Source organism: Arthrobacter sp. USHLN218 (genome assembly GCF_037144715.1).
Classification (GTDB): Bacteria; Actinomycetota; Actinomycetes; order Actinomycetales; family Micrococcaceae; genus Crystallibacter.
Window position 1 is genome coordinate 68,529 of record NZ_JBBCYT010000011.1, and the last position, 22,458, is coordinate 90,986.

At 70.4% G+C, this 22,458-nt stretch carries 14 protein-coding genes and 2 tRNA genes; 4 read left to right on the forward strand and 12 right to left on the reverse strand.

The window, feature by feature from the left end; translation table 11 throughout:
- Window positions 1-183 precede the first annotated feature (183 nt).
- Together WFH44_RS19890 and WFH44_RS19895 are read left to right on the forward strand one after the other, a co-directional pair.
- On the forward strand, window positions 184-1,722 hold the full coding sequence (locus WFH44_RS19890; protein WP_336716164.1) for an MFS transporter: 1,539 nt from the start codon (window positions 184-186) through the stop codon (window positions 1,720-1,722).
- Window positions 1,715-4,219 carry a PEP/pyruvate-binding domain-containing protein gene (locus WFH44_RS19895; RefSeq protein ID WP_336716166.1) on the forward strand — a complete coding sequence of 835 codons (2,505 nt, stop codon included), beginning with the start codon at window positions 1,715-1,717 and terminating at the stop codon, window positions 4,217-4,219. Before WFH44_RS19890 ends, WFH44_RS19895 begins: the two co-directional genes overlap by 8 nt.
- Before the next feature lie 78 nt (window positions 4,220-4,297).
- Here WFH44_RS19895 and WFH44_RS19900 read toward each other — a convergent pair whose 3' ends face one another.
- The 4 genes from WFH44_RS19900 to WFH44_RS19915 form a co-directional block, all read right to left on the reverse strand.
- Complete coding sequence (locus WFH44_RS19900; protein WP_336716167.1) at window positions 4,298-5,470, reverse strand: globin domain-containing protein; 1,173 nt, start codon at window positions 5,468-5,470, stop codon at window positions 4,298-4,300.
- A 99-nt stretch (window positions 5,471-5,569) separates the two neighbouring features.
- Window positions 5,570-6,031, reverse strand: coding sequence for an RrF2 family transcriptional regulator (locus WFH44_RS19905; protein WP_336716168.1), 462 nt, complete (start codon window positions 6,029-6,031; stop codon window positions 5,570-5,572).
- Between the two features lie 22 nt (window positions 6,032-6,053).
- Window positions 6,054-6,527 (reverse strand): hypothetical protein, encoded by a 474-nt coding sequence (locus WFH44_RS19910; RefSeq protein ID WP_336716170.1) that lies wholly within the window; start codon window positions 6,525-6,527, stop codon window positions 6,054-6,056.
- A complete protein-coding gene (locus WFH44_RS19915) occupies window positions 6,524-7,942 on the reverse strand; it encodes a phosphomannomutase/phosphoglucomutase (protein WP_336716172.1) in 1,419 nt (472 codons plus the stop codon). Before WFH44_RS19915 ends, WFH44_RS19910 begins: the two co-directional genes overlap by 4 nt.
- 72 nt (window positions 7,943-8,014) lie before the next feature.
- Here WFH44_RS19915 and WFH44_RS19920 point away from each other — a divergent pair, with 72 nt between their 5' ends.
- Complete coding sequence (locus WFH44_RS19920) at window positions 8,015-10,150, forward strand: RecQ family ATP-dependent DNA helicase (RefSeq protein ID WP_336716174.1); 2,136 nt, start codon at window positions 8,015-8,017, stop codon at window positions 10,148-10,150.
- Between the two features lie 94 nt (window positions 10,151-10,244).
- Here the strand turns inward: WFH44_RS19920 and WFH44_RS19925 are convergent.
- Window positions 10,245-10,333 (reverse strand) — tRNA-Ser (locus WFH44_RS19925).
- A 113-nt stretch (window positions 10,334-10,446) separates the two neighbouring features.
- Window positions 10,447-12,510, reverse strand: a complete 2,064-nt coding sequence (locus WFH44_RS19930) for a prolyl oligopeptidase family serine peptidase (RefSeq protein ID WP_336716176.1) — start codon at window positions 12,508-12,510, stop codon at window positions 10,447-10,449.
- A 193-nt stretch (window positions 12,511-12,703) separates the two neighbouring features.
- Here WFH44_RS19930 and WFH44_RS19935 point away from each other — a divergent pair, with 193 nt between their 5' ends.
- Complete coding sequence (locus WFH44_RS19935; protein WP_336716178.1) at window positions 12,704-14,710, forward strand: FAD/NAD(P)-binding protein; 2,007 nt, start codon at window positions 12,704-12,706, stop codon at window positions 14,708-14,710.
- Here WFH44_RS19935 and WFH44_RS19940 read toward each other — a convergent pair.
- The 6 genes from WFH44_RS19940 to WFH44_RS19965 all read right to left on the reverse strand — a co-directional run bounded on the left by WFH44_RS19940 (window position 14,648) and on the right by WFH44_RS19965 (window position 22,419).
- The gene (locus WFH44_RS19940; protein WP_336716181.1) at window positions 14,648-15,601 is read right to left on the reverse strand and encodes a permease prefix domain 1-containing protein; all 954 of its coding nucleotides are present in this window, start codon (window positions 15,599-15,601) and stop codon (window positions 14,648-14,650) included. The two genes, WFH44_RS19935 and WFH44_RS19940, sit on opposite strands and share 63 nt — an antisense overlap.
- A gap of 8 nt (window positions 15,602-15,609) precedes the next feature.
- Window positions 15,610-15,960 carry a PadR family transcriptional regulator gene (locus WFH44_RS19945; protein ID WP_336716183.1) on the reverse strand — a complete coding sequence of 117 codons (351 nt, stop codon included), beginning with the start codon at window positions 15,958-15,960 and terminating at the stop codon, window positions 15,610-15,612.
- Window positions 15,961-16,088: 128 nt separating this feature from the next.
- Window positions 16,089-18,647, reverse strand: a complete 2,559-nt coding sequence (locus WFH44_RS19950) for an ExeM/NucH family extracellular endonuclease (protein WP_336716185.1) — start codon at window positions 18,645-18,647, stop codon at window positions 16,089-16,091.
- A gap of 85 nt (window positions 18,648-18,732) precedes the next feature.
- Window positions 18,733-21,108, reverse strand: a complete 2,376-nt coding sequence (locus WFH44_RS19955; RefSeq protein ID WP_336716186.1) for a bifunctional metallophosphatase/5'-nucleotidase — start codon at window positions 21,106-21,108, stop codon at window positions 18,733-18,735.
- Window positions 21,109-21,313: 205 nt separating this feature from the next.
- Window positions 21,314-22,081, reverse strand: coding sequence for a VOC family protein (locus tag WFH44_RS19960; protein WP_336716188.1), 768 nt, complete (start codon window positions 22,079-22,081; stop codon window positions 21,314-21,316).
- Window positions 22,082-22,331: 250 nt separating this feature from the next.
- Window positions 22,332-22,419: transfer RNA gene (locus WFH44_RS19965), tRNA-Ser, on the reverse strand.
- Between the last annotated feature and the right edge of the window lie 39 nt (window positions 22,420-22,458).

Sequence of the window (22,458 nt, forward strand, 5' to 3'; positions counted from 1 at the left end):
GACGGCGGCAGAGGCCGACTGAGCAGGGCTGCCTGGACGCACCAGGCCGGCAAGGAGAGGACCCCCGACGGGCAACGTCGGGGGTCCCCTCATTATCTGTTTAACTGTCCGGGTTCCTTGAGCCCTCCCTGGAGCCGGCGTAGCTTGTAGGAACCACCCGTTTCCGATGCCGAGGCGAAGCGCATGAAGGCCAACGCCGGTCCTGGCCGCCGCGTCGCGGTGCCGCCGGCGTTGCGGCGGGCCCTGCCGGGGCTTCTGGCCGTCATGTTCCTGGCGGCCCTCGACCAGACGATCATGGCGGCCGCGCTGCCGGCCGTCGCGGGGGACCTCGGCGGGCTCGACCAAATGTCCGCGATCATCACCGGCTACCTCGTCGCTGCGACCGCCGCGATGCCCCTCTGCGGCAAGCTCGGGGACGCCTACGGCCGCAAGCGGGTGCTGCAGGCGGCACTGGTGGTGTTCCTGGCCGGCGCAGTGCTTTGCCCGCTCGCGCGGAGCGTCCCGGAACTGATCGCCTTCCGGGCCATCCAGGGAATCGGCGGCGGCGGACTGATGATCGGGGTGCAGGCCGTGATCGGCGAGCTGGTCAGCCCGCGGGAGCGGGGCCGGTTCCTGGCCCTGGTCGGCTCGGCCTACATCGCCGCCGCGGTGGCGGGGCCGCTGGCCGGCGGCGCCGCCGTGGACCTGCTCTCCTGGCGCTGGATCTTCTACGCATACCTGCCGCTTGGCGTTGCGGCGCTGCTATTGGTCTCGCTGACCCTTCGGCTGCCGGCGGCTCCGCGCGGCCGGAAGATCGATTTCCTCGGCGCCGCGCTGTTGACGCTGGCCATCGTCGCCTTTGTCTTGCTCTGCAGCATGGGGAGCTACCGCGGTCCCGCCTGGCTCGCACCGGTGCTGGCCGTGCTGGCCGCCTCCGGGACCGCCGGTTGGCTGGCCTCGTCCCGGCGGGCCGCGGATCCGATCATCCCCCTGGTCCTTTTCCGGGAGCGCGGGTTCGCTATCCCGGTGGCGATCAGCTGCCTGATCGGCTTCACCATGTTCGGCGCCGTCAGCTATCTGCCGGCCTTCCTGCAGGTCGGCATGGGAATGTCGGCGACGGGATCAGGCAGCCTGCTGCTCGTGCTCATGCTGGCGGTCCTGCTCGCGGTCGTTGTGTCCGGACTGCTGATCACGCGCACGGGGCGTTACAAGATCTTCCCGATTGCCGGCACGCTGGTCGCCGCGGGCGGAATGCTGGTCTTCGCCGGAGTGCGGCCCGGCAGCAGCCTTGCCCGGGTTCTGCTGTCGGTTGCGCTGATCGGCCTCGGCATCGGACTGGTCATGCAGGTCATGGTCCTGGTGGTGCAGAACACCGTCCCCCGCGCGGACCTCGGTGCGGCCACCTCCACCGTGACCTTCCTGCGGCAGATCGGGGCCGCCGTCGGCGTCGCCGTCCTGGGGACCCTGATTACGGTGCGGTTCAACGCCGCGCTGCCCGACGCGGTGGCTGCGGGCCTCGGCGGCCGGTTGGATTCGGTCACGCCAGAGCTGCTGGCGCAGCTGCCAGGACCGGACCGGGCCGCGGTGGCGGCGGCTTTCGCCGATGCCGTTCCTCCGCTGTTCGGCTATACCGGCGTGATCCTCGCGGCTGCCTTCGTGCTGGCGCTTTTCCTGCCCGAGCGCCGGCTCCGGACCACCGCATACTCCGAGGTTCAGCCGCCGGAAGGAGCCGCCGATGGGTGAGGAGCTGACGGCGCCGCTGGCGGACTTCGGGGCGGCCGACGTGGCGGCCGCCGGCGGCAAGGGCGCCAACCTCGGGGAACTGGTGCGCGGCGGCTTCCCGGTGCCGCCGGGCTTCGTCGTCTCCACCGCCGCCTACCGGCTGCTGCTCAAAGAGACCGGGCTGGGCGGCGAGCTGGTGCGCCTGCTGGAAGCCGGCGCAGCATCCGGCTCGCCGGGGACGGCACGTCCCGGGCCGGACGGGACCGCTGCCGGGCGGGCGGGGCAAGCGGTCACCGGCCCGGACGGAGCCTCGATCCGGGATCTCTTCGCCGGCACCGGAATGCCTGACCGGCTGCGCGCCGCGATTATCGCCGCCTACCGGGAACTGGGCGGCGGCCCGGTGGCGGTGCGCTCCAGCGCGACGGCGGAGGACCTGCCCGGTGCTGCCTTCGCCGGCCAGCAGGACACCTTTCTCGACGTCGACGGCGAGCGGGCGGTGCTCCGGGCGGTAGCCGGGTGCTGGGCCTCGCTCTGGACCGACCGGGCCATGGCCTACCGGAACCGGAACGGGATCGACCCGCACCAGGTGGGCATCGCCGTCGTTATCCAACGCATGGTGCGGGCGGAGGCCGCGGGCGTCCTGTTCACGGCGAATCCCCTCACCGGAAGGCGCGGCGAGCTGGTGGTGGAGGCGGCCGCGGGGCTCGGCGAGGCCGTCGTCTCCGGAGCGCTCACGCCGGACAACTACGTGCTGGACGTCCACGGCGCGCTGCTGCGGTTCACGCCGGGGCAGGGCGGGGCAGTACTGGTGCCGGCGCAACTGGCCGGACTGGCCAGCCTGGCCGGGCGCGTGCAGGAGCTCTTCAAACGTCCGCAGGACATCGAGTGGGCCCTGGCGGAGGGCAGGCTCCATTTGCTGCAGGCCCGGCCGATGACCGCGCTGCCGCCGGAGCCGCCGCGCCTGAACCGCCTGCAGCGGATGGTGGGGCCGTTCTTCATGGAGATGTTCCAGCAGCGGCCGTACCCATTGGATGTGTCGGGCTGGATGCAGCACGGGATCGGGGCGATGCTGGAGCGGATGGCCGGCAGCGTGGGCGCGCGGTTTCCACCGCTGCCGCGGCTCCTGCCGGAGGAGGACGGCGTGGTGGTGCAGCTGATCCTGCCGGTGCCCCGTCCCACGCTGCGCATGCTGGGGGCGCCGCTGTCCGTGCTGCGCCGCGCGCGCCGGTTCGATGCGGCGCAGTGGACCGAGGACCCCCGGTTTGCGGCGTTCCTGGCCGAGATCGGGCGGCTGCGCGCCGGGGAGCTGGCCGCGCTGCCGGTGCGGGCCTTGCTGGCGGCGGCGGAGGAGGCGCTGTCGGCGATGTCGCTGATTACCGAGCTGCGGGTGTCCTACCTGCCATCCGCTTTCCTGCCGCTGGGGAGGCTGCGGCTGCTGCTGGCCCTGCTCGGTGCCGGGCGGCTCGGGCCGGCGCTGATCGCCGGTGCCGAGACCCGCACCAGCCAGGCCAACCGCGGACTGGAGGCGCTGGCCGAGCAGGTGAACGCCCGGCCGGACCTGGCGCAGGCCTTCCGCGGACTCGAGCCGGCCCGGCTGCTGGTCCGGCTGCGGCAGGACCCGGAGTTTGCCGGCTTCCGGGAGGCCCTCGACGCGTTCCTGGCCGAGTACGGGCACCGCGAGACTGTGAGCATCGTGCTCAGCAGCGCGCCGACCTGGGCCGAGGCGCCGGAGGTGGTGCTGGGCCTGGTGCGCTCCATGCTCGGGGAGCGTCCCGCGGCGCGCGACCAGTCGGAGGAGGCACTGGCCCGGCTGTGGCGGCACCCCGCGATGCGGTTCGCCCCGCTGCGCCGCGCCGTCCAGCGCGCGGTGGCGGAGGCGAAGTGCGGCATCGCGTTCCGGGAGAATACGCACTTCTACGCCACCATGGTGCTGCCGGTGCTGCGCCGGGCGTACGCCGAGCTCGGCCGCCGCCTGGCCGGCGCGGGCGTGCTGGCGGACCCCGCCGAGGTGTACCACCTGCGGTTTGGCGAGCTGGGGGAGCTGGTCCGGCAGGCGGACGACGGCGGTGCGCTGCCTCCGACGGTGGCGGAGAGTTACCGGTCGGTGGTGCGGGCGCGGGCGGCGAAGCGCCGCGAGCTGCAGGGCGTCCCGTTGCTGGACCCGGTGGTCCTGTTCGCTCGCCGCAGGCCGCCGTCGGGAGTCTTGGTGACAGGGACCGGCGCGAGCCGCGGCCAGGCGGCCGGACGGGTGCGGCTGGTCCGGGGACCGGAGGAATTCGGCCTCCTGCGCAGCGGCGAGATCCTGGTCTGCCCGTACACCAACCCGTCGTGGACGCCGTTGTTCCGGCGGGCGGCGGCCGTGGTGGTGGACTTGGGCGGCCTCGGGTCGCACGCCGCAATCGTGGCACGCGAGTACGGTATCCCGGCGGTGATGGGGACCGGCAACGGCACCGCCGTGCTGCGCGACGGGCAGTACATCCTGGTGGACGGCAACCGGGGGACCGTCACTGCAGGTTAACGAGCGCGGCCGCCCGGAGAGGTTCCGGTCGGCCGGTCGGCATGGCGGTTTCGGGCTGAGGGCCCGACCGGGCCGGGACTAGTTGGCGGACGCCAGCCACAGGTCGGGTCCGAAGACCTCGTAGTGGATCCTGGTGGCCGGAATGCCTGCCTCGATGGCCTGGCTGCGGATGGACTTCATGAACGGCAGGGGACCGCAGACATACACGCTGGCCTCGGCGGGCAGCTCGACGTCCTGCAGCGACATGAAGCCGCTGTTGTACCCCTCCGTCGGCTCCTCCAGCCAGAGCTGGAGGTTGGCGCCGTCGAGCTGCTCGATGTCGCCAACCATCTGCTCGCGCAGCGCCCAGGCCTCGAGGCTCTTCTCGGCGTGCAGCACCATGACCTCGCGGTCCGAGCCCCGCTGCGCCAGCGAGCGAAGGGCCGAGGCCGAGGGGGTGCAGCCGATGCCGGCCGTCGCGAAGACCAGGGGACCGTCGCCGTCGTCCAGCGTGACGTCGCCGTACGGGTTGGACAGCTCCAGCACGTCGCCCACCTGCACGTCGTTGTGCAGCACCGGGGAGACCTCGCCGCCGTCGTCGCGCTTCGTGGTGAAGACGCGCCGTGTGGTCGAATCCACGTCGGCGGAGAGCGAGTACTGCCGGCACTGCCGCAGCCCGTCGGGCAGGGCGACTTTGACGCTGACGAACTGGCCGGCAACGGCCCGGGTGACCGGGGTGCCGTCTGCGGGTTCGAGGACGAAGGTGACGCAGCCGGCCCCGGCAAAGGTCTTCTCAATGACCTTCCAAGGCGCCCACATCTTGTTGTTGGCCTGCCGCGCGTAGAGGCCCTTTTCGATCTTGATCAGGGCGTCGGCCATCAGCCAGTACACCTCGGTCCAGGCCTCCGCGATCTCGGCGGTGATGACGTCGGCGAGTTCCTCGGCGATGGCTTCGAAGAGGTACTTGTACACGATCTGGTACTGGTCCTCGGTGATGCCCAGGGAGGTGTGCTTGTTGGCGATGCGGCTGAGCATCTGCTCGGGTACGAGGTCCGGGTTGGCGACCAGCGCCGACGCGAACGCGGCGATGGAACCGGCCAGGGCCTTCTGCTGTTCGCCGTTGCGCTGGTTGGCGCGGCTGAACAGGCCGTCGAGCAGTTCGGGGTGGGCAGCGAACATGCGCCGGTAGAAGTTGGGGGTGATGGCCCCGAGCCGCTCGCCGACGAGGGGAAGAGTGGCTTCGATGATGGGGCGGGACTTCTCCGAGAGCATCGTTACTCCTTGGGTCAGAGGTGTTTGACGCCTCAAAAGTAGCACCGGAAATGCTGGTTTAAATCCATGTTTCTACGACGTGTAGAAAAGTTCGTTGAATTAGCGGGGGAGCTCCGCGCGGCGTGTGTGCAACATCACAAAAACGGGTTCCATTTGTGACTGGTGCGGCAGGCTGGAGATCACGATGCCGTCGAGCTCGCTGTAGAAAGCCTCGCGGGCACGTCGAAGGGCCCCGCGCAGGCCGCAGTTGTTGTTCAGCGGGCAGCCCCGGCCCTCGGTGCTCTCGCACTCGACGAGGTCTTCGCGCTCGTCCAGTTCGCGCAGCAGCCAGCCCACCGTCGTCGTACGTCCCCGCGCGCTCAGCCGCACGCCTCCGGAACGTCCGCGGACGGCGTCGACGAGTCCCAGCGAGCGGAGCCTGAGGACCGCTTTGCTGACGTGGTTGTAGGGGGTGCCGACGCCGTCGGCGATCGCCTGCGTGGTCAGCAGTTCGCCCTCCGGCGACGCGCTGAGCAACATCAGGGCGCGCAGGCACACATCGGCGAAGGCATTGATCCGCATGCAGGCATTTTAACCCTGCGGGTCAGTTGCTGCCGCCCTCTGCCGGCCAGACAATGCGTTCCTGCGGGTCGATGAACGGATCGGGGTAGATCCACCGGCCCGTGTCATCCGTGCTGTAGGGCTGGATGGCGGCGATGGCCGTGCCCCGGCTGTGTTCGGTGGCGACGTGGATGGCGTCCGTGTCGTGGTCCGGCAGGTAGATGTCGCTGATCACGGCGACGGCGCGGAAGCCGTCCTTCTGCTGCTGCAGCGCGGCGTAGATGTCCTGGATCATCGCGTCCGCGTCCACCTCGCCGGACTCTTCACCGTCGCCGGTCTCCGGCGGCGCGACGGCAATCAGCCGCAGCTCGCCGCCGTTGTCCAGGACCAGGGCGGCCGGCAGGAACGCGCCGTGCTCTTCCAGCTGCTCCTGCGCCATGCCCAGGCCGGTGCCGAAGAGCGTGTCGATGTCCTTCAGGATGTCGGGGTGGACGCCGTCGCGCCAGGACCCGCTCATGCGCCCTGCCTGACGAGGGCGAGGACCTGGTCTCTGATCCGTTCCATGGTGGCCTTGTCGCGGGCTTCGCCGTTGTAGCGGAGGAAGGGTTCGGTGTTGGAGGGGCGGAGGTTGAACCAGAAGGAGCCGTCGGTGGCGGCGACGGTGGTGCCGTCGAGGTTGTCTATGGTGACGTCCTGGCCGAGGCAGGCGTCGAGTACGTGTTCGATGGCTGAGTCCTTGTCCGCGACGGTGGAGTTGATCTCCCCGGAGGCGTGGTAGGGGCTGTATTCGGCCGCGAGCTCGGAGAGCGGCTTGTCCTGGTGCCCGAGGGCGGCCAGGACGTGCATGGCGGCGAGCATGCCGGTGTCGGCGTTGAAGAAGTCGCGGAAGTAGTAGTGCGCGGAGTGTTCGCCGCCGAAGACGGCTTGTTCGGCGGCCATGACGGCCTTGATGAAGGAGTGGCCGACGCGGGTGCGGACCGGGCGGCCGCCGTCCGCGGCGACGAGTTCGGGCACGGCGCGGGAGGTGATCAGGTTGTGGATGATCACGGGCTCGGGTTCCCCGGCGGCCTTGGCGCGGGCGATTTCGCGGCGGGCGACGAGCGCGGTGATGGCGGACGGCGAGACCGGGGCGCCGGTTTCGTCGATCACGAAGCAGCGGTCCGCGTCGCCGTCGAAGGCCAGGCCGAGGTCGGCGCCGTGCGCGGTGACGGCGGCCTGCAGGTCGGCGAGGTTTTCCGGTTCCAGCGGGTTGGCCGGGTGGTTGGGGAAGGTGCCGTCGAGTTCGAAGTACAGCGGTTCGATGTCCACCGGCAGGGCGGGGAGGATGGCGTTGCCGAGGACGGCGGGGGTGGTGAGGCCGGCCATGCCGTTGCCGGCGTCCACGACGACCTTCAGCGGCCGGATGCCGGTGAGGTCGACGAGGGAGCGCAGGTAGCCGGCGTAGTCGGCCAGGACGTCGCGTTCGGTGATGCTGCCCACGGTGCCGGAGCCGGGGATGCCCTCGGCGACGTAGCGGGCGGCGGCGTCGCGGATGTCGAAGAGGCCGGTGTCGGAGGAGACCGGCAGGGCGCCGGGCAGGGCCATCTTCATGCCGTTGTACTGGGCCGGGTTGTGCGAGGCGGTGAAAACGACGCCGGCGGCGGACAGCGTGCCGCAGGCGAAGTAGAGCTCGTCGGTCGAGATCAGTCCGAGCATCACCGGGTTCGCGCCGCGGGCGGCGGCGCCCCGGGCGAAGGCTGCCGCGAAGCCGGGGGAGGAGGGGCGCATGTCGCCGCCGACCAGCACGCTCCGGCCGGCCAGGCCGAGGACGTCCACAAAGGCGGCGCCGGTGGCCTCCACCGTGGCCTCGGTGATCGTCTCGTCGACAATCCCGCGCACGTCGTAGGCCTTGAAGGACTCCTGGAAAGAAACACTGAGATCGAGACTGGTCACCCGGCCAGCATATAAGGAATGCCTGTGGACAACCCACCGTGACTGTCAGCCGCGGCTGTAATACTGGGGGACATGGCTGAAACCGAGAGCATGACAGTTCCGCTGGTCGACGAGGCGACGGAGATCCTGCGCCGACTGGTCGGCAACGAGGAGGCCCGCTTCCACGACGGCCAGTTCGAGGCGGTCGAGGCGCTGGTTGCTGGCGGACGCAGGGCCCTGGTGGTGCAGCGCACGGGCTGGGGCAAGTCGGCCGTGTACTTCGTGGCCAGCCTGCTGCTGCGGGCGCGCGGCGCGGGCCCGACCCTGATCGTGTCGCCGCTGCTGGCCCTGATGCGGGACCAGGTCGCCGCGGCGGAGCGTGCCGGTGTCCGCGCGGCCGCCATTAACTCGGCCAACCAGCTGGAGTGGGAAGAGGTCCAGGCGCGGCTGGCGGCGGACAGCGTCGACGTCCTGCTGGTCTCACCCGAACGGCTGAACAATCCCAAGTTCCGCGACGAGCAGCTGCCCCGGCTGGTGCAGAGTTCCGGCCTCCTGGTGATCGACGAGGCGCACTGCATCTCGGACTGGGGCCACGACTTCCGGCCCGACTACCGGCGGATCCGCGACCTGATTGCCCAGCTGCCGCCGTCGGTGCCGGTCCTGGCGACTACGGCCACCGCGAACTCCCGCGTGGTCCACGACATCGAGGAGCAGCTGGGTGCCGCGGGCCCGGGCGGCGGGGTGCTGACCATCCGCGGACCGCTGGCCCGGGAATCGCTCCGCCTCGGCGTGCTTCGGCTCCCCGGTCCGAAGGCCCGGTTGGGCTGGCTGCTGACCCATCTGGAGGACCTGCCCGGCAGCGGCATCATCTACAGCCTCACGGTTTCCGCCGCGGAAGACACCGCCCGGCTGCTGCGCGAGGCCGGCCACCAGGTGCTCGCCTACACCGGCCGGACCGATCCCGCAGACCGGGAACTGGCCGAGGCGGCGCTGAAGGAGAACCGCGTCAAGGCGCTGGTTGCCACGAGCGCCCTCGGCATGGGATTCGACAAGCCGGACCTGGGCTTCGTGGTGCATCTCGGTGCGCCGTCCTCCCCGGTCGCCTACTACCAGCAGGTGGGCCGCGCCGGCCGCGGCACTCCCAATGCGGATGTGCTGCTGCTTCCCGGCGCGGAAGACCGGGACATCTGGGAGTACTTCGCGACTGCCTCGATGCCGAACGAGGGCACCGCCAACGCCGTGCTGCGCGAGCTCGCGGCGCCCGGGACCGTGCTCTCCACAGCCGCGCTGGAGACCCTCGTCAACCTGAAACGCTCGCCCCTGGAGCTGCTGCTGAAGGTCCTGTCCGTGGACGGGGCGGTGCGCAAGGTCGGCGGCGGCTGGGAAGGCACCGGACAGCCGTGGACCTATGACCGCGACCGCTACGAGCGGATCGCGAAGGCGCGGATGGCCGAGCAGAACGCCATGCTGGATTACGAGAACACCGGTGGCTGCCGGATGGAGTTCCTCGCCCGGGAGCTCGACGATCCTGCGGCGGCTCCGTGCGGCCGCTGCGACACCTGCGCCGGGACCTGGTACCCGGACACCGTGGCCGCCGAAGCGACCGAAAGCGCCGGCGCCTCCCTTCAGCGGGCCGGTGTCGAACTCGAGCCCCGGGCCATGTGGCCGACCGGGATGTCCCGGCTGGGGGTGGAGGTCAAGGGCAAGATCGGCCCGGCCGAGGCGAATACGACCGGCCGCGCGCTGGCCCGCCTGACGGACCTCGGCTGGGGCGGCCGGCTGCGCGAAATCTTCGGCCGGGACTCCGCCGACGGCCCGCTGGATCCGCAGACGCTGCAGGCGTGCGTGCGCGTCCTGGCCGAATGGGGGTGGACCGAACGTCCGGTGGCGGTCGTGAGCATCCCTTCCCGCAGCCGCCCGCAGCTGGTCCAGTCGCTGGCCCGCGGCCTGTCCGAGATCGGCCGGCTGCCTTATCTTGGCGAGCTCGCCGTTCCCGACGGCGGCCCGAGGAACGGCCCGGGCGGTAACAGCGCCTTCCGGCTGGCGGACGTCTGGGACCAGTTCCAGGTGCCGGACGGCGGCGAGGCCTGGCTCGCGGAGAACCCCGGACCCGTGCTCCTGGTCGACGACCTCGCCGACAGCCGCTGGACGCTCACCGTCGCGGGCCGGGCCCTCCGCCGCGCGGGCGCCGGGTCCGTGCTGCCCTTTGTGCTGGCCCTCAAGGCCTAGCAGGTCGCGCCTGGCGCGGGCCGGCCCGCGCCAGGCGCCAAGCCAACGCAAAAGGCCCCTGCGGTGTCCTTTCGGAACCGTCAGGGGCCTGACGCGGAGACGGGGGGATTTGAACCCCCGGTCGAGTTTAACCCCGACCCTTCATTAGCAGTGAAGTCCATTCGGCCGCTCTGGCACGTCTCCTGGTGCTGTTGCCAGCCCATCAAGACTACCCAGAATTTCCGGCCAGATCAAAACCAGCCCCGGCTGCGGGGCAACCGGGACGGGCCTTCCGCCGCGGCAGTCCGGGCGGCGGGTCAGTCCGTGAGCGCGCGCCACAGGAACGCGTGGGAGAGCGCCTGCAGCCGGGCCGCCTGCCGGTTGTCGCTCGCGCCGGCGTGCCCGCCTTCCAGCGCCTCGTGGAACCACACGTTCTCCACCCCCAGCCCCAGCATCCGCGCCGCCATCTTCCGGGCCTGCACCGGCCCGACCCGGTCATCCGAGGTAGCCGTCCAGATGAGCGTGTCCGGGTAGTCCGCGCCGGCCTCCAGCAGGTGGTACGGGGAGAACGTGCGGATGAACTCCCACTGCTGCGGATCGGCCGGGTCGCCGTACTCGGCGATCCAGGAGGAGCCGGCGGACAGCTGCGTGTAGCGGGCCATATCGAGCAGCGGGACGCCGCAGGAGACGGCGCCGAACAGGTCCGGGTAGCCGGCGAGCATGTTGCCCACCAGCAGCCCGCCGTTGGAGCCGCCGGAGCAGCCCAGGCGCTCGCGCGAGGCCACGCCGCGGCTGATCAGGTCCCGGGCCACTGCGGCGAAATCCTCGTAGGCGCGGTGCCGGTTGGCCTGCAGAGCGGCCCGGTGCCAGCCCGGCCCGTACTCGCCGCCCCCGCGGATGTTGGCCAGCACGTACACGCCGCCGCGTCCGGCCTCGTCGCTCCGCCGCAGCCACGCCTGCCCGGTCACGCCGCTGTAGCCGGGAGTGCGGCTCACCTCGAACCCGCCGTACCCGGACAGCAGGGTCGGGTTGCCGCCGTCGTACTCCAGGTCCTCGGGCCCGACCTGGAAATACGGCACCTTGGTGCCGTCCGCGGACACCGCGAAGTGCTGCTCCACGCTGTAGGCGGCGGCATCGAAGAACGACGGCGACTGCTTGACTTCCGTCGTAGGCCCGCCGATCGTGCCGCGGGAGAGGGTGGAGGGGGTGAGGAAGCCGGTGGCCACGAGCCAGTAGTCGTCACCGTCCTCCTCGTCCACCGCGTACGCCTCCACCGAATGCAGCGGCGGGCAGGCGTCCAGTTCCTCGGCGGCCCAGCCCGCAGACGGGTCCAGCACGAGGATCCGGGACGAGACGTCCTGCAGGAGATTCAGCAGCAGGTAGCCGGCGGTCCAGCTCCAGGACTGCAGCGAGGTGTTCGCGTCCGGCCGGAAGAGCACGGCCAGGTCCCGGCTGCCGGCCAGGAAGTCGTCGAGCCCGATGGCCAGCAGCGATCCCGCCGGAAAGGTGTCCTCGGCGGGCTGCCAGTCCGTCTGCGGCCGCAGCGTCAGCCACTGCCGGTGCAGGCCGACCTCCACGTCGGTCGGCACGTCGACGGGCAGCCAGTCCCCGGCGCGGCGCAGGTAGGTGCGGGCGTTGAAGAAGTCGATGACGTCCACCGCGAGCTCGCGTTCGAAACCCGGCGTGGGATCGTGCACGGCCTGGGCGAGCATGTGGTCCCCGGGGATCTCGAAGTACGGCTCGGCATCCGCCAGGGCGACCCCGCGGCGCAGGATGCGGCTGGTCCGCGGGTAGGACGAGCCGGTCATGGAGCCCGGTCCGTAGTCCGTGCCGAGCAGCAGGCTGTCCTCGTCCAGCCAGCTGCAGCGGCTCTTGGCCGCGGGGATGTCGAAGCCGCCGGACACGAACGCACGCTCCTCGACGTCAAATTCGCGGATCCGCACCGCGTCGCCGCCGTCGGGCGAGAGCCGCAGCAGCGCCCGCCGGTAGCTGGTGCCGTCGGCGGGGCGCAGGAACTGGGCTCCGCCGAAGACCCAATCGATGCCTTCGTCCGTCGCAAGCGCGTCCACATCCAGCAGGATCTCCCACTCGGGGTCGTCCGCGAGGTAGCCCGCCCAGCTGGTCCGCCGCCACAGGCCGCGGGGGTTCCGGCGGTCCCGCCAGAAGTTGTAGTAGTAGCCGCCGCGCTTGGTGACGGAGGGGATCCGGTCCTCGGAGTCCAGCACGGCGAGGATGTCTTCCTCCAGCCGCCGAAAGTCCTCGTCCACCAGCCGGGCCTCGGTCCGCGCGTTCTGCCGGCGGACCCACTCCAGCGGCTCCGGGCCGTGGATGTCCTCGAGCCAGATAAAATCGTCCGCGGGAAGGTGGCCATGCTCCGTCATGCCTTTCATCCTAGGCAGCCCGGTCCCTTGCCCGGGCACCCGGTCGGGCAGCCACGGCCGCTGCCGCGCGCGGACCGGTCGCTGCACCTGGCAGGCCGGCCCTGTGTCGGCGGCTCCGCTTTGGCCTTCCCGCTCCGGCTCGAGCGGGAGCCGGGAACCAAGCCGGAGCCGGCGCCGCCGTTAAGCTAGGGCTATGGATTCCGAGCACGGCCACCGCGTGGCGATTGTGGGCGCCGGCCCGCGCGGCCTCTCCGTGCTGGAACGGCTCCTGGCCCGGCTCCGGCAGCGCCCGCAGGACCCGAAACTGCAGATCCACCTGATCGATCCGTTTCCGCCCGGCCCGGGCCACGTCTGGCGGCACGGGCAGTCCCGGCTGTTCCTGATGAATACCCCGTCGTTGTTCCCCACGGTCGTGCCCGGGGACGGGCTCGAGGCCGACGCCGTGCCTTCCGTAGCCGGCCTCAGCTTCGATGCGTGGCGCGAGGGCGTGGCCGGCGGGTCGTTCGGCGGAGTGCCCGCGGATGACCGGGACGAGGCGGCGGCGCTGGGGCCGTCGGACTTCCCCAGCAGGCTGCTCTACGGACGCTACCTGGCCTGGATCTTCTCGCAGCTGGCCGAGGAAGCCGGGACCAGCGCTGCCCTCTCCGTCCACACCACCGAGGCCGTGCGGCTGCACCGGCACGATGGTGGCTACCGGCTGGACCTGGCTGACGGCGGGGAGCTGGAGGCGGACGCCGTCGTCCTGGCGCTGGGGCACCTGCCCACCGCCCTGAACCCGGAGCAGCAGCGCCTCCAGGACGAGGCCGCCCGCTTCGGACTGCATTACCTCCCGCCGAACGTGCCCCCGGACCTGGATTTCACGCGGATCCCTGCGGGCCGCACGGTGCTGGTCCGCGGCATGGGACTGAACTTTTTCGATGTGATGATCCAGCTGACGGAAGGCCGCGGCGGAAAGTTCCTGCCGGCGTCGGACTCCGGACCGCTGCGCTACCTGCCGTCGGGCAAGGAACCCCGGCTCGTTGCAGCGTCGCGCCGCGGCACGCCGTACCGGGCCAAGGCCAAACTGGAAAGCTACCTGCCGACCGGCCTGGACATGCGCTGGTTCACCCCGGCGGCGGCCCGGCTGTTCGCGGAGACCGGCGTGCAGCCGGGCTTCGACCACGACCTCTGGCCGCTGCTGCAGCGGGACGTGCTCTGGGCTTACTACTCCACGCTGGTGCGCGTGGAACCGCAGGCCGTATCCGTGCCCGCGCGGGATTTCCTGGACGGCCTTCAGGAGCTGTTTGCGCGGAAGTCCGCGCCGGGCAGCCGGGTGCTGCTGAACGCCGTGCACGCCTATCTTGCCGAGCGGGTCCTGCCGGACCGGCTGCTCGATGTCGAGGCGCTGGCCAAGCCGTTTGCCGGCCGGAAGTTCGCCTCCGCCGAGGAGTACCAGGCCGCGATGCTCGGGTACCTGGACGCGGATGCCGCCGGGTCGGCCCGCGGGGAGGACGACCCGCTGAAGATGGCCATCGGTGCGCTGAACGCCGGCCGCAGCCTGCTGAAGGAGATTGTCGCGGACGGTGGCCTGACCGAAGAGTCCTGGCTGGCCGAGCTGCGCGGCTGGTTCGAACCGCTGGTGGAAGGGCTCGCCAGCGGCCCTCCGGCGCAGCGGATCGAACAGCTCGCGGCGCTGGTGCGTGCCGGCCTGGTGGACTTCGTCGGGCCCGATCCGCACTTCGAGGTGGAGCCGGAGACGGGCCGCTTCCGTGCCACATCGCCCTGGGTGGAAGGTGCTTCCTATTCCGGGGCCTACCTGGTCGAAGCGATGATGCCCGCGAACCGCGTGGCCCATAACGTTTCGCCGCTGCTGCGCCACCTGCTCGAGGAGGGCCTGGCCCGGACCAAGCTGATGCTCGGGCCGGACCGTCTGCCGGTGCCTACCTCCGGACTGGACGTGACACTGCCGCCCTACCGCGCGGTCGGGGCCAACGGCCAGGCCACCCGCGGCCTGTACGTCCTGGGCCTGCAGCTCTCCTCCGCTCAGTGGGGGACCGCGATCGCCGCCGAGGCCGGGGCGCCGCCGGAGCAGGGCAGCCGTACCCTCAAGGATGCGGACGGCATCGCCGCGCACATCCTGGCAGCGGCCGACGGTCCGCTACCGGTTGCGGGCGGCTTCATCCCGCCGCGTCTTGATGAAGCTATCGACGACGTCCCATAGCGTGACGCCGATGGTGACGACGGCCACGGTGGCGGCAACCGAGGACTCGGCGGACGTCCACCAGGTGAGCCGGCCGAGGAACTCCGCGTTGAGCAGCGCGCCGGCGGACACCAGCCACAGGGCCGGCAGCGCGAAGGCCAGATCCAGTGCGAGGTTGACGGCGAACAGCGGCCAGCGCCAGCCGCCCGTGCGGTACCGGATGATTTCCAGCGCGGCGCCGGCCAGCATCACCGTGATGAAGTAGGGGAGCCAGAAGCTCCAGAGCGCCGGGTCGAGCAGAGGCACCGGCTCGCCGTCGATGACGAACGGCGAGCGGAACTGCTGCCAGACGATGTAGCCGGCCACCGCCAGGGACAGCACGACGGAGACGATGGTGTCCCCGAGCCGGGGCTGGCCCTGCTGGGGCACGTCGCGGAGCTGGTCGGGCTGCCAGCGAGTGAGCGGCCTGCCGTTGCCGGTCCGTTCCAGCACCGCGAAGACCGCGGTCACCCAGAAGCACAGCTGCACGAACACGCTGAGCGTGGTCGTGGCGGCGCTGGCGGCCGTGCGGCCCGGCTCGCCGTGCGCCAGCAGGTTGCCCAGGGTGGCGCCGATGGCGGTCAGCGGCAGGATCACCGCCAGCAGGACGGTCAGCAGCCGCACGTAGTCCGGGTAGAGGCCCGGGCCGATCAGCTGCAGCGGACGGTTCGAGTACTCGGCGGCGAGCCGGACCGGATCGCCGAGTTCCAGCAGGGCGGCCCGCTCGGCCGCCTCGGGTTCCTGGCCGGAGGCCAGGCGGGCCTCCGTCAGGTCGGCAACGGCGGCAGCGGTCTCCCTCTCGACGTCGGGGCGCTGGTCCTCGGGGACGCCGCGCGCCACCGCGGCGACGTAGCGTTCGGTGAGCGTTGCCATGGTGGCTCCTAGGATGCTCGGGCGGGCGGAGTGGGGCGCAGGGCGGTGATGGCCTGGTGCAGTGACTGCCATTCGGCCAGGAGCTGTTCCAGTACTTCCGTGCCGGCTGGACTGGTCCGGTAGAACTTGCGCGGCCGGGATTCGTCGGTGTTCCAGGTCGCCTCGAGCAGGCCCTGCTTCTCGAGGCGGCGCAGCAGCGGATACAGCGTGTTCGCGTCGACCGACAGCCCGGCCTGTTCCAACGTGTCCAGCAGGGCGTAGCCGTAGCCCGGAGTCGAGAGCGTCGCCAGGCAGGCGACCACCACGGTTCCGCGGCGCAGCTCCTGCAGGTGGACCGAGAGGCTGTCGTCGGAACTCATGGTCAAACAATACTGTGTTTCACACACTATTGTCCATAATACTGCCCAGTCGCACGGCAGGGGCCGGCGCCCGGAACAATCCCGGACGCCGGCCCCGGCGGTCCATATGCCTGCGCAGCCAGCGGTGGTTAGCGGCTGTGCGCCTTCTCCTTCGCCGTCGGCAGGTCCAGGCCGACGATGAGCGGGTCGTGGTCGCTGGCCCGGTAGGCATCCGGCGCATAGAAGTCGGTTACGTTGTAGTTGTAGCGGCTGTACTCCAGCGCGATGGATTCGACCGAGTTGATGTTCCAGACGTCGGCACCTGCCACGGCGGCATCCGCGGAGGGCGAGGCGAGGATGTGGTCGAGCGAGCCGACCATGCCGTCGAAACTGTAGGTGTGCTCGCCGGTCTTTTCGCCCTGGCCCACGTAGCCGGCCTCGCGGAGCACCCGGATGGGATCTTCCTGCGCATAGGAGTTGAAGTCGCCGGTCAGGAAGACCTTGTCCGTGCTGAACTGCTCCTGCAGCCCGTCGGCGAAGGCCACCAGGGACCCGGCCTGGGCAGTCCGCGCCGCGTTCCATGCGCCCTGGCCGTGGTCTGCGTTTTCGCCGGTGGCCCCGCCGGAGCCCTTCGACTTGAAGTGGTTGGCCACGACGATGAACTTGGTGTCGGCGCCGCCGTGCTTGACCTTGAAGGTCTGCGCGAGCGGCTTGCGGGCGTTGGCGAAGGCATCGGTGTCATTGTGGATGACGGACTCATCGATGGTCTGGACGGCGTCCTTCTTGTAGATGAACGCCGTGCGGATGAAGTCCTCATCCGCCAGCGCCGGCAGTTCGCCGGGCGACCGCACGTAGTCCCACTCCGCCGGTTCGCCCTCGGCGGCCAGGGCCTCGTTCAACGCGGCGGTCAGGGTCGCCAGGGCGGCGTCGCGGTCCTTGCCGAACTTCGCGGAGTTCTCGATCTCCTCGAGCGCGACGACGTCGGCGTCGAGGGCGTTGATGGCGGCGACGATCTTCGCTTCCTGGCGTTCCAGGTTCTTAGCGTCGTAGGCTCCGCGGGCGTCGCAGTCGCGCGCACTGACCGGGTTGCCGTCGCGGTCCGTGTACGCGGCACAGCCCGCAAGCTGGTCGCCCGTGGTGGTGAAGTAGTTCAGCACATTGAAGGAGGCGATGCTGACGTTTCCGCCCACTTCCTCCGGCGCGGCCGTTCGTGTGTTGGAGAACGACGCCGGCTGCAGGCCTGCGCTGTCATCTCCCGTTAGTTCTCCCACGGGCTGGAAGCGCCAGAGGTCGAAGCGGTAGTCGAGGATGACGTCACCGGTGAAGTCGGCGGAGGAGCCGATGCGGACCGGCTCCTCCGGGGACAGGTACGGCAGCGGGATGTCCTTGTTCCGGTCGCTGCCGAGGAAGTTGGTGGTGGCGCCGTCGTCCAGGGTGACGGCGAGCGCCGCGTTCTTCTCCGTCTCGGCCCAGAAGGCGTCCGAGCCGTACGCACCGACTGCGGTGGGCTGGACGAGCGGCTTCTCCCCGGCGGCCAGGCCGATCTCGCCGTACTGGTTCAGCGAGTAGTTGTCCGTGACGGTGAAGGCGCCCTCGGGACGCACCAGCATGCCCTCGAGCTTCTCCCGGTCCGCGTCCGTGGCGGGCCACTCGACGGCGGCGGCCTTGACGGCCTCGGCCGGCTGCGCCAGCTGGGCCAGGCCGCCGGCGTCCACGCTCAACTGGGTCATGCCATAGTGCTCGCTGACCTTGCCGGTGACCTCGACGAAGTCGCCGACGGCTACGTCGTCCACGGTGGCGGGGGAGTAGACGAAGACGCCGTCGGAGGCCGTACGCTCCGCAAGGTCCTGTTCCCCGCCGGTGCCCGGAGTCTGCAGGTAGTAGCCGTTGAAGCCGCCGCTGGGGTAGGCGGCGGTGACCACGCCGCGGACGGCCACGGTTTCGCCAGCCAGCGGAGAAACGTTTGACGTGCCCTGGATCTCGGCGATGGTCCGCAGGGCGGGAGCTTCAAGTTCGGGTTCCGCTTCAGGTTCCGGGGCGGCTCCGCCCGAGGCCACAGGGGTGACGGCGCCGCTGAGCGCGAAGTCCTCGGCGTTATTGTCGGTGTCCACCCCGCCGGAGCGGTTCATCGAGAGGGGGTTCGAGGTGCCGTTGGGGGAAGCGGCCGCGGCCGTCTCGAAGGTGTTGGAGCTCCCGTAGCCCAGCAGGTCCACCACCCGCTCGTCGTCCAGCACCGAGCCCGTGGCCAGTCCGGTGAGCGCGCTGGCCTGGCCGGCCAGCACGATGGTCCCGGAGCTGCCCGACGGATTGAGTGCGCCGCTGGCCAGGTCTGCCTCGGGGAGTGCCGCGCCGGTGCCGCCGTTGCTGCCGCCCTGGACCAGGAAGTAGCCGTTGGCCGGGATCGTGCCCTTCAGCGCGACCACCCCGGTGGGCGCGGAGGTGCCGCCCGAGGAGCGGTACTGCAGCGACATGCCGTCGAGCGTGACCGGCGCGTCGGTGGGGTTGAAGAGCTCGATGAACTTGTGGGTGTACGGCGCGTTGGCGCTGCCGCCGTTGACGTACGCCTCATTAATCACGACAGCGCCGGCAGCGGCCTGCGCGGCCGTGGCCGCGGGCGCTGCGATGGCGGGGAGCGCGGCGAGGCCGGAGGCCAGGACGCCTGCGGCGATGGCGCCGCAGGCGGCCGGTTTCCAGGGTTTCCTGGTCATGGTTCTCTTTCCTTGAGTGCGGGTGGTGGGAAATAGGTCGAAGGGAGGGGCTCCCTTCGCCGGAAGGAAGCCCCTCGGGATGCCGCTAGCGTCCTGCCTGCTTGCGGCGCCGGACCGCCAGGACGGCGGCGGTGCCTCCGCCGAGCAGGACCAGCGCCCCGATGCCGAGCGGCAGCAGGCCGCTGGCGCCGGTGAACGGAAGGCTGCCGCCGCCCGGAGCGGCCGGGGCCGATGCGCCCGGATCGGCGGTGCCTCCGTTGAGCGGACTGGTGGTGGGCTCGGCGCTCGGCTCGTCCCCGTCAGGCTGGCCGGTGGTGGGCTCGGCGCTCGGCTCGTCCCCGCCGGGCTGGCCGCCGTCCTCGTGCGGGAGGCCCGCCGTGGGCACCTCGATCGGCAGCCTCACCACCGTGCCGGACGGCGCGGCCGTCAGCGTGAACGCTCCGCCGCGCAGCTCGGACGGAACGGTGAAGGAAACCGTTGCGCCGCCGTCGGCCACGTCGAAGGTGCCCAGGTCCGCCGGCAGCGCTGCTGCGGGAACGGCGCGCGAGAAGGCGCTGACGCCGCTGTCCGCGGGCTCGTAGCGCAGGGTCAGCGCCGTATTTTCCGGGGCCCCGAGCGAGGTCAGGTCCAGTTTGGAGACCTGGAACGAGACGTCCTGTCCCGGTTCGACCGTCGCCGGGACGCCGGCGAGGGCGGCCGAACGCCGCTCGAACGACGGGGCCAGCGGGCTGTTCTTTTCCAGGTAGGAAATCCACGCATCGCGGTCGACCAGGCCGGAGTCGCGGGTGTTGGCTCCGTCGGCGAACACGTGGAAGTTGTCCCCGCCCTGGGCAAGGAAGCTGAAGGTCCCGATCCGGTACTCGCGGTCCGGATCCAGTTGCTCGCCGTCGATCCAGACGCCGGTGATGTGGGAGCCCTGGCCGGCGTTGGCATCGTAGGTGTAGCTGACGTTGTCCGAGAGGCCAAGCTGCAGGTAGGGACGGCTGGGGACTTCGCCGTCCGCGGTCAGCTGCCACTGCTGCTCGAGCAGCGTCTTGAACTGGGCGCCGGTCAGCGTGGTGGTCCAGAGGTTGTTGACGAACGGCAGGACTGCGTTGGCTTCGCCGTAGCTGACTTCACCGTCCCGGCCCCCGTCGTCATCCAGTGCCGGGTCGTCGACGTAGTAGAGCTCGGAGCGGAGGCCGCCCGGGTTGACGACGCCGATTTCGGCTCCGCCGAGTTCCTCAGGGGAGAGGGTATCCACCAGGGAGTCCGCGACGAGGTTGCCCAGCGTCGATTCGGAGGCGCGGTCGTCACGCTTGCCGTCCGCGAACGCGGTTGTGATGTCGGCCGTGACAGAGCCGACCGGCTGCGCGCCGACCGTCTTGGCCTCGGTGAGCGCGGCGTCGACGATTTCCTTGACCTCGGCCACGCGCGGGTAGGCCTCGGTCAGGGCGGCGTCGTCGGTGGTGGAACGTTTGACGATGTCCATCGAGTAGTCCGTGACGTCGAACGTCGGCTCGCCGCCTGCCTCGCCCTCGGTCACCGTGAGCTGAATCCGGCCGACGTTTTCGCCGTACTGGCCGGTCTGTACCACGGGCCGGGTTCCATCGCTGCCCGGGATCGGGGCGTCGAAGGTATATGCAAGGTGCGTGTGGCCGTTGAAAATGGCGTCGACCTCGGGCGAGGTCTCGTTGACGATGCGTTCGAACACCGGGCTGGCGGCGGTGGCGGCGCCCAGGTCCGCGGACGTGCTCGCACCCTCGTGGTAGGACGCGAGGATGATGTCCGCTTCGTCGCCTTCGCCGTCGGACAGTTCCGCCGCCACCCGGTTGACCGCCTCCACCGGATCGCCGAAATCGATGCCAGAGATGCCGCCCGGGCTGACGAGTGTCCGGGTGTCCTCGGTGACGACCCCAATGATGCCGACCGTCAGGCCGTTGACCTCCGCAAGCTGGTATTCGTCCAGCGCGGGTGTCCGGGTGCCCTTCTCGTAGACGTTGGCGCCGAGGTATGCGAAATCGGCCGGGTCCTTGCCGGAGATGACGTCGCCGGTCAGGTCCTCGTAGCCCTGGTCGAACTCGTGGTTGCCGACTGCCGAGGTCGCGAGGTCGAGCGCATCGAGGACGTCGATGGTCGGCTGGTCGTCCTGCGCCGCGGACGCGAACAGCGAGGCGCCGATGTTGTCGCCCGCGGACGTGAAGAGCGTGCCCTCGGGGTTCTCGGCCCGCAGTTGCTCGACGGTGCCGGCGAACTTGACGGTGTTGGTATCGATGCGGCCGTGGAAATCATTGATGCCCAGGAGGTTCAGCTCGTGGGTCCCGCCGGCGGAGGGCGCGGGCGCCTCCGGCTCCGGTCCGGTATTTGCCGCAACGGCGGGCAGGGCAGCGACGGGAAGGGCCAGCAGGCCGATCGACAGGGCGGCGCCCAATGTGGCCTTCACGGGTGAAGCAGCCTTTGGCACTTTATTCTCCAGTTTCATTCCCCACTATGGTGCGGCGGCGCGGCCGGCGGGGAATGCCGGCAGCTGCGGCAGGATGCGTCGCGCGCGCACGCCCGTTCCACCCCATCGCGACGGGATGAACTGCAGGTTACCGGGCGGTAAGAACACGGGGAATAGTTTCCTGAAACATTGCCTTCAGGACATGCTGTTCGTCATGTCTCCCCTTGACTGGGGGAGCGAAGGCCTATTTAACTGTGCTGATCATGAATGCGGCACCGGTCGGATCCGCCACCTGGGCCATGCGTCCGTAGGGCGAATCCCACGGTTCCCGAAGCACCGTGCCACCGAGCTCGAGTACCTTTGCGGCGCCGTCGTCCGCGTTCGCCACGGCCAGGTACACCTGCCACGTCGAGGGAGCCCCGGCCGGCAGGTGGGCCGCCGCATCGTAGATGCCGGCACTCGACTCCTCGAAGGGGGCGTTCAGGGTGTAGCGGAAATCGGCGGCATCGCTCATCTCTTCGGTTCTCCAGCCGAAGACCTTTTCGTAAAACCCGACGGCGGTGTCGTGGTCGCGGGTGGAGAGCTCGAACCAGGCCGGCGCGCCCTCGTCGCCCTCGCGCCCGAAGCCCTTCATCTGGTCCGGCTGCCAGGCGCCGATGACCGCGCCGGTGGGGTCGAGGAAAACGGACATGGAGCCCTGGTCCCCGACTTTCATGGGCTTGGCCAGGATCCGGCCGCCCGCCTCGGCGGCGGCATCGGCCGTGGACGAGACGTCCTGGCAGGACAGGTAGACGGACCACGAGTCGGGCTGGCCCTGCTGTTCGTTCCTGGCCAGGCCGGCCACCGGATGGCCGTCCTTGGAGAAGATGACGTAGTTGCCGTACTCCTCACCGGATGTCTCGGCGGTCCAGCCGAAGAGGCCGGTGTAGAAAGCCTGGGCCTTGTCCGGGTCCGAGCTCAACAGGTCGATCCAGCAGGGAATGCCGGAGGGGAAGGTTTCGCGGTCTGACATCTGGAGCTCCTTTGCTGGAAACGCAGGGAGACGGTCCGCTCAGGGGCCGGAAGGAGTGTGGAAATGTGGCTGGCGGCGCGCAGGCGGGGCCAATTCCGACAATAGCGGCGGCGGGGAGGACGGACAAGGGCCGTCCGGGCGCCCTCGGGCGGGCGCCGGGCCGCTTCGTTTAAGGGGGCCCTGCCCCGCAGGAAACCGGTCCCTTAAACGGAAAAGGCCCCGTTGCCGGGGCCCTCGCCGTTTTCAGGAGCGGAAGGTATGGGATTTGAACCCATGAGACGGGGTTGCCGCCTACTGGTTTTCAAGACCAGCTCCTTCGGCCGCTCGGACAACCTTCCCTGACTAGTAGTGTGGCATGGAGGCGCTGGAGATATCAA

Excerpts from the sequence above, each read along its gene's own strand:
- WFH44_RS19890 (WP_336716164.1), top strand. The coding sequence starts at position 184 with ATGAAGGCCAACGCCGGTCCTGGCCGCCGCGTCGCGGTGCCGCCGGCG.
- WFH44_RS19895 (WP_336716166.1), top strand. The coding sequence starts at position 1,715 with ATGGGTGAGGAGCTGACGGCGCCGCTGGCGGACTTCGGGGCGGCCGAC.
- WFH44_RS19900 (WP_336716167.1), bottom strand. The coding sequence starts at position 5,470 with ATGCTCTCGGAGAAGTCCCGCCCCATCATCGAAGCCACTCTTCCCCTC.
- WFH44_RS19905 (WP_336716168.1), bottom strand. The coding sequence starts at position 6,031 with ATGCGGATCAATGCCTTCGCCGATGTGTGCCTGCGCGCCCTGATGTTG.
- WFH44_RS19910 (WP_336716170.1), bottom strand. The coding sequence starts at position 6,527 with ATGAGCGGGTCCTGGCGCGACGGCGTCCACCCCGACATCCTGAAGGAC.
- WFH44_RS19920 (WP_336716174.1), top strand. The coding sequence starts at position 8,015 with ATGGCTGAAACCGAGAGCATGACAGTTCCGCTGGTCGACGAGGCGACG.
- WFH44_RS19930 (WP_336716176.1), bottom strand. The coding sequence starts at position 12,510 with ATGACGGAGCATGGCCACCTTCCCGCGGACGATTTTATCTGGCTCGAG.
- WFH44_RS19935 (WP_336716178.1), top strand. The coding sequence starts at position 12,704 with ATGGATTCCGAGCACGGCCACCGCGTGGCGATTGTGGGCGCCGGCCCG.
- WFH44_RS19940 (WP_336716181.1), bottom strand. The coding sequence starts at position 15,601 with ATGGCAACGCTCACCGAACGCTACGTCGCCGCGGTGGCGCGCGGCGTC.
- WFH44_RS19945 (WP_336716183.1), bottom strand. The coding sequence starts at position 15,960 with ATGAGTTCCGACGACAGCCTCTCGGTCCACCTGCAGGAGCTGCGCCGC.
- WFH44_RS19950 (WP_336716185.1), bottom strand. The coding sequence starts at position 18,647 with ATGACCAGGAAACCCTGGAAACCGGCCGCCTGCGGCGCCATCGCCGCA.
- WFH44_RS19955 (WP_336716186.1), bottom strand. The coding sequence starts at position 21,108 with ATGAAACTGGAGAATAAAGTGCCAAAGGCTGCTTCACCCGTGAAGGCC.
- WFH44_RS19960 (WP_336716188.1), bottom strand. The coding sequence starts at position 22,081 with ATGTCAGACCGCGAAACCTTCCCCTCCGGCATTCCCTGCTGGATCGAC.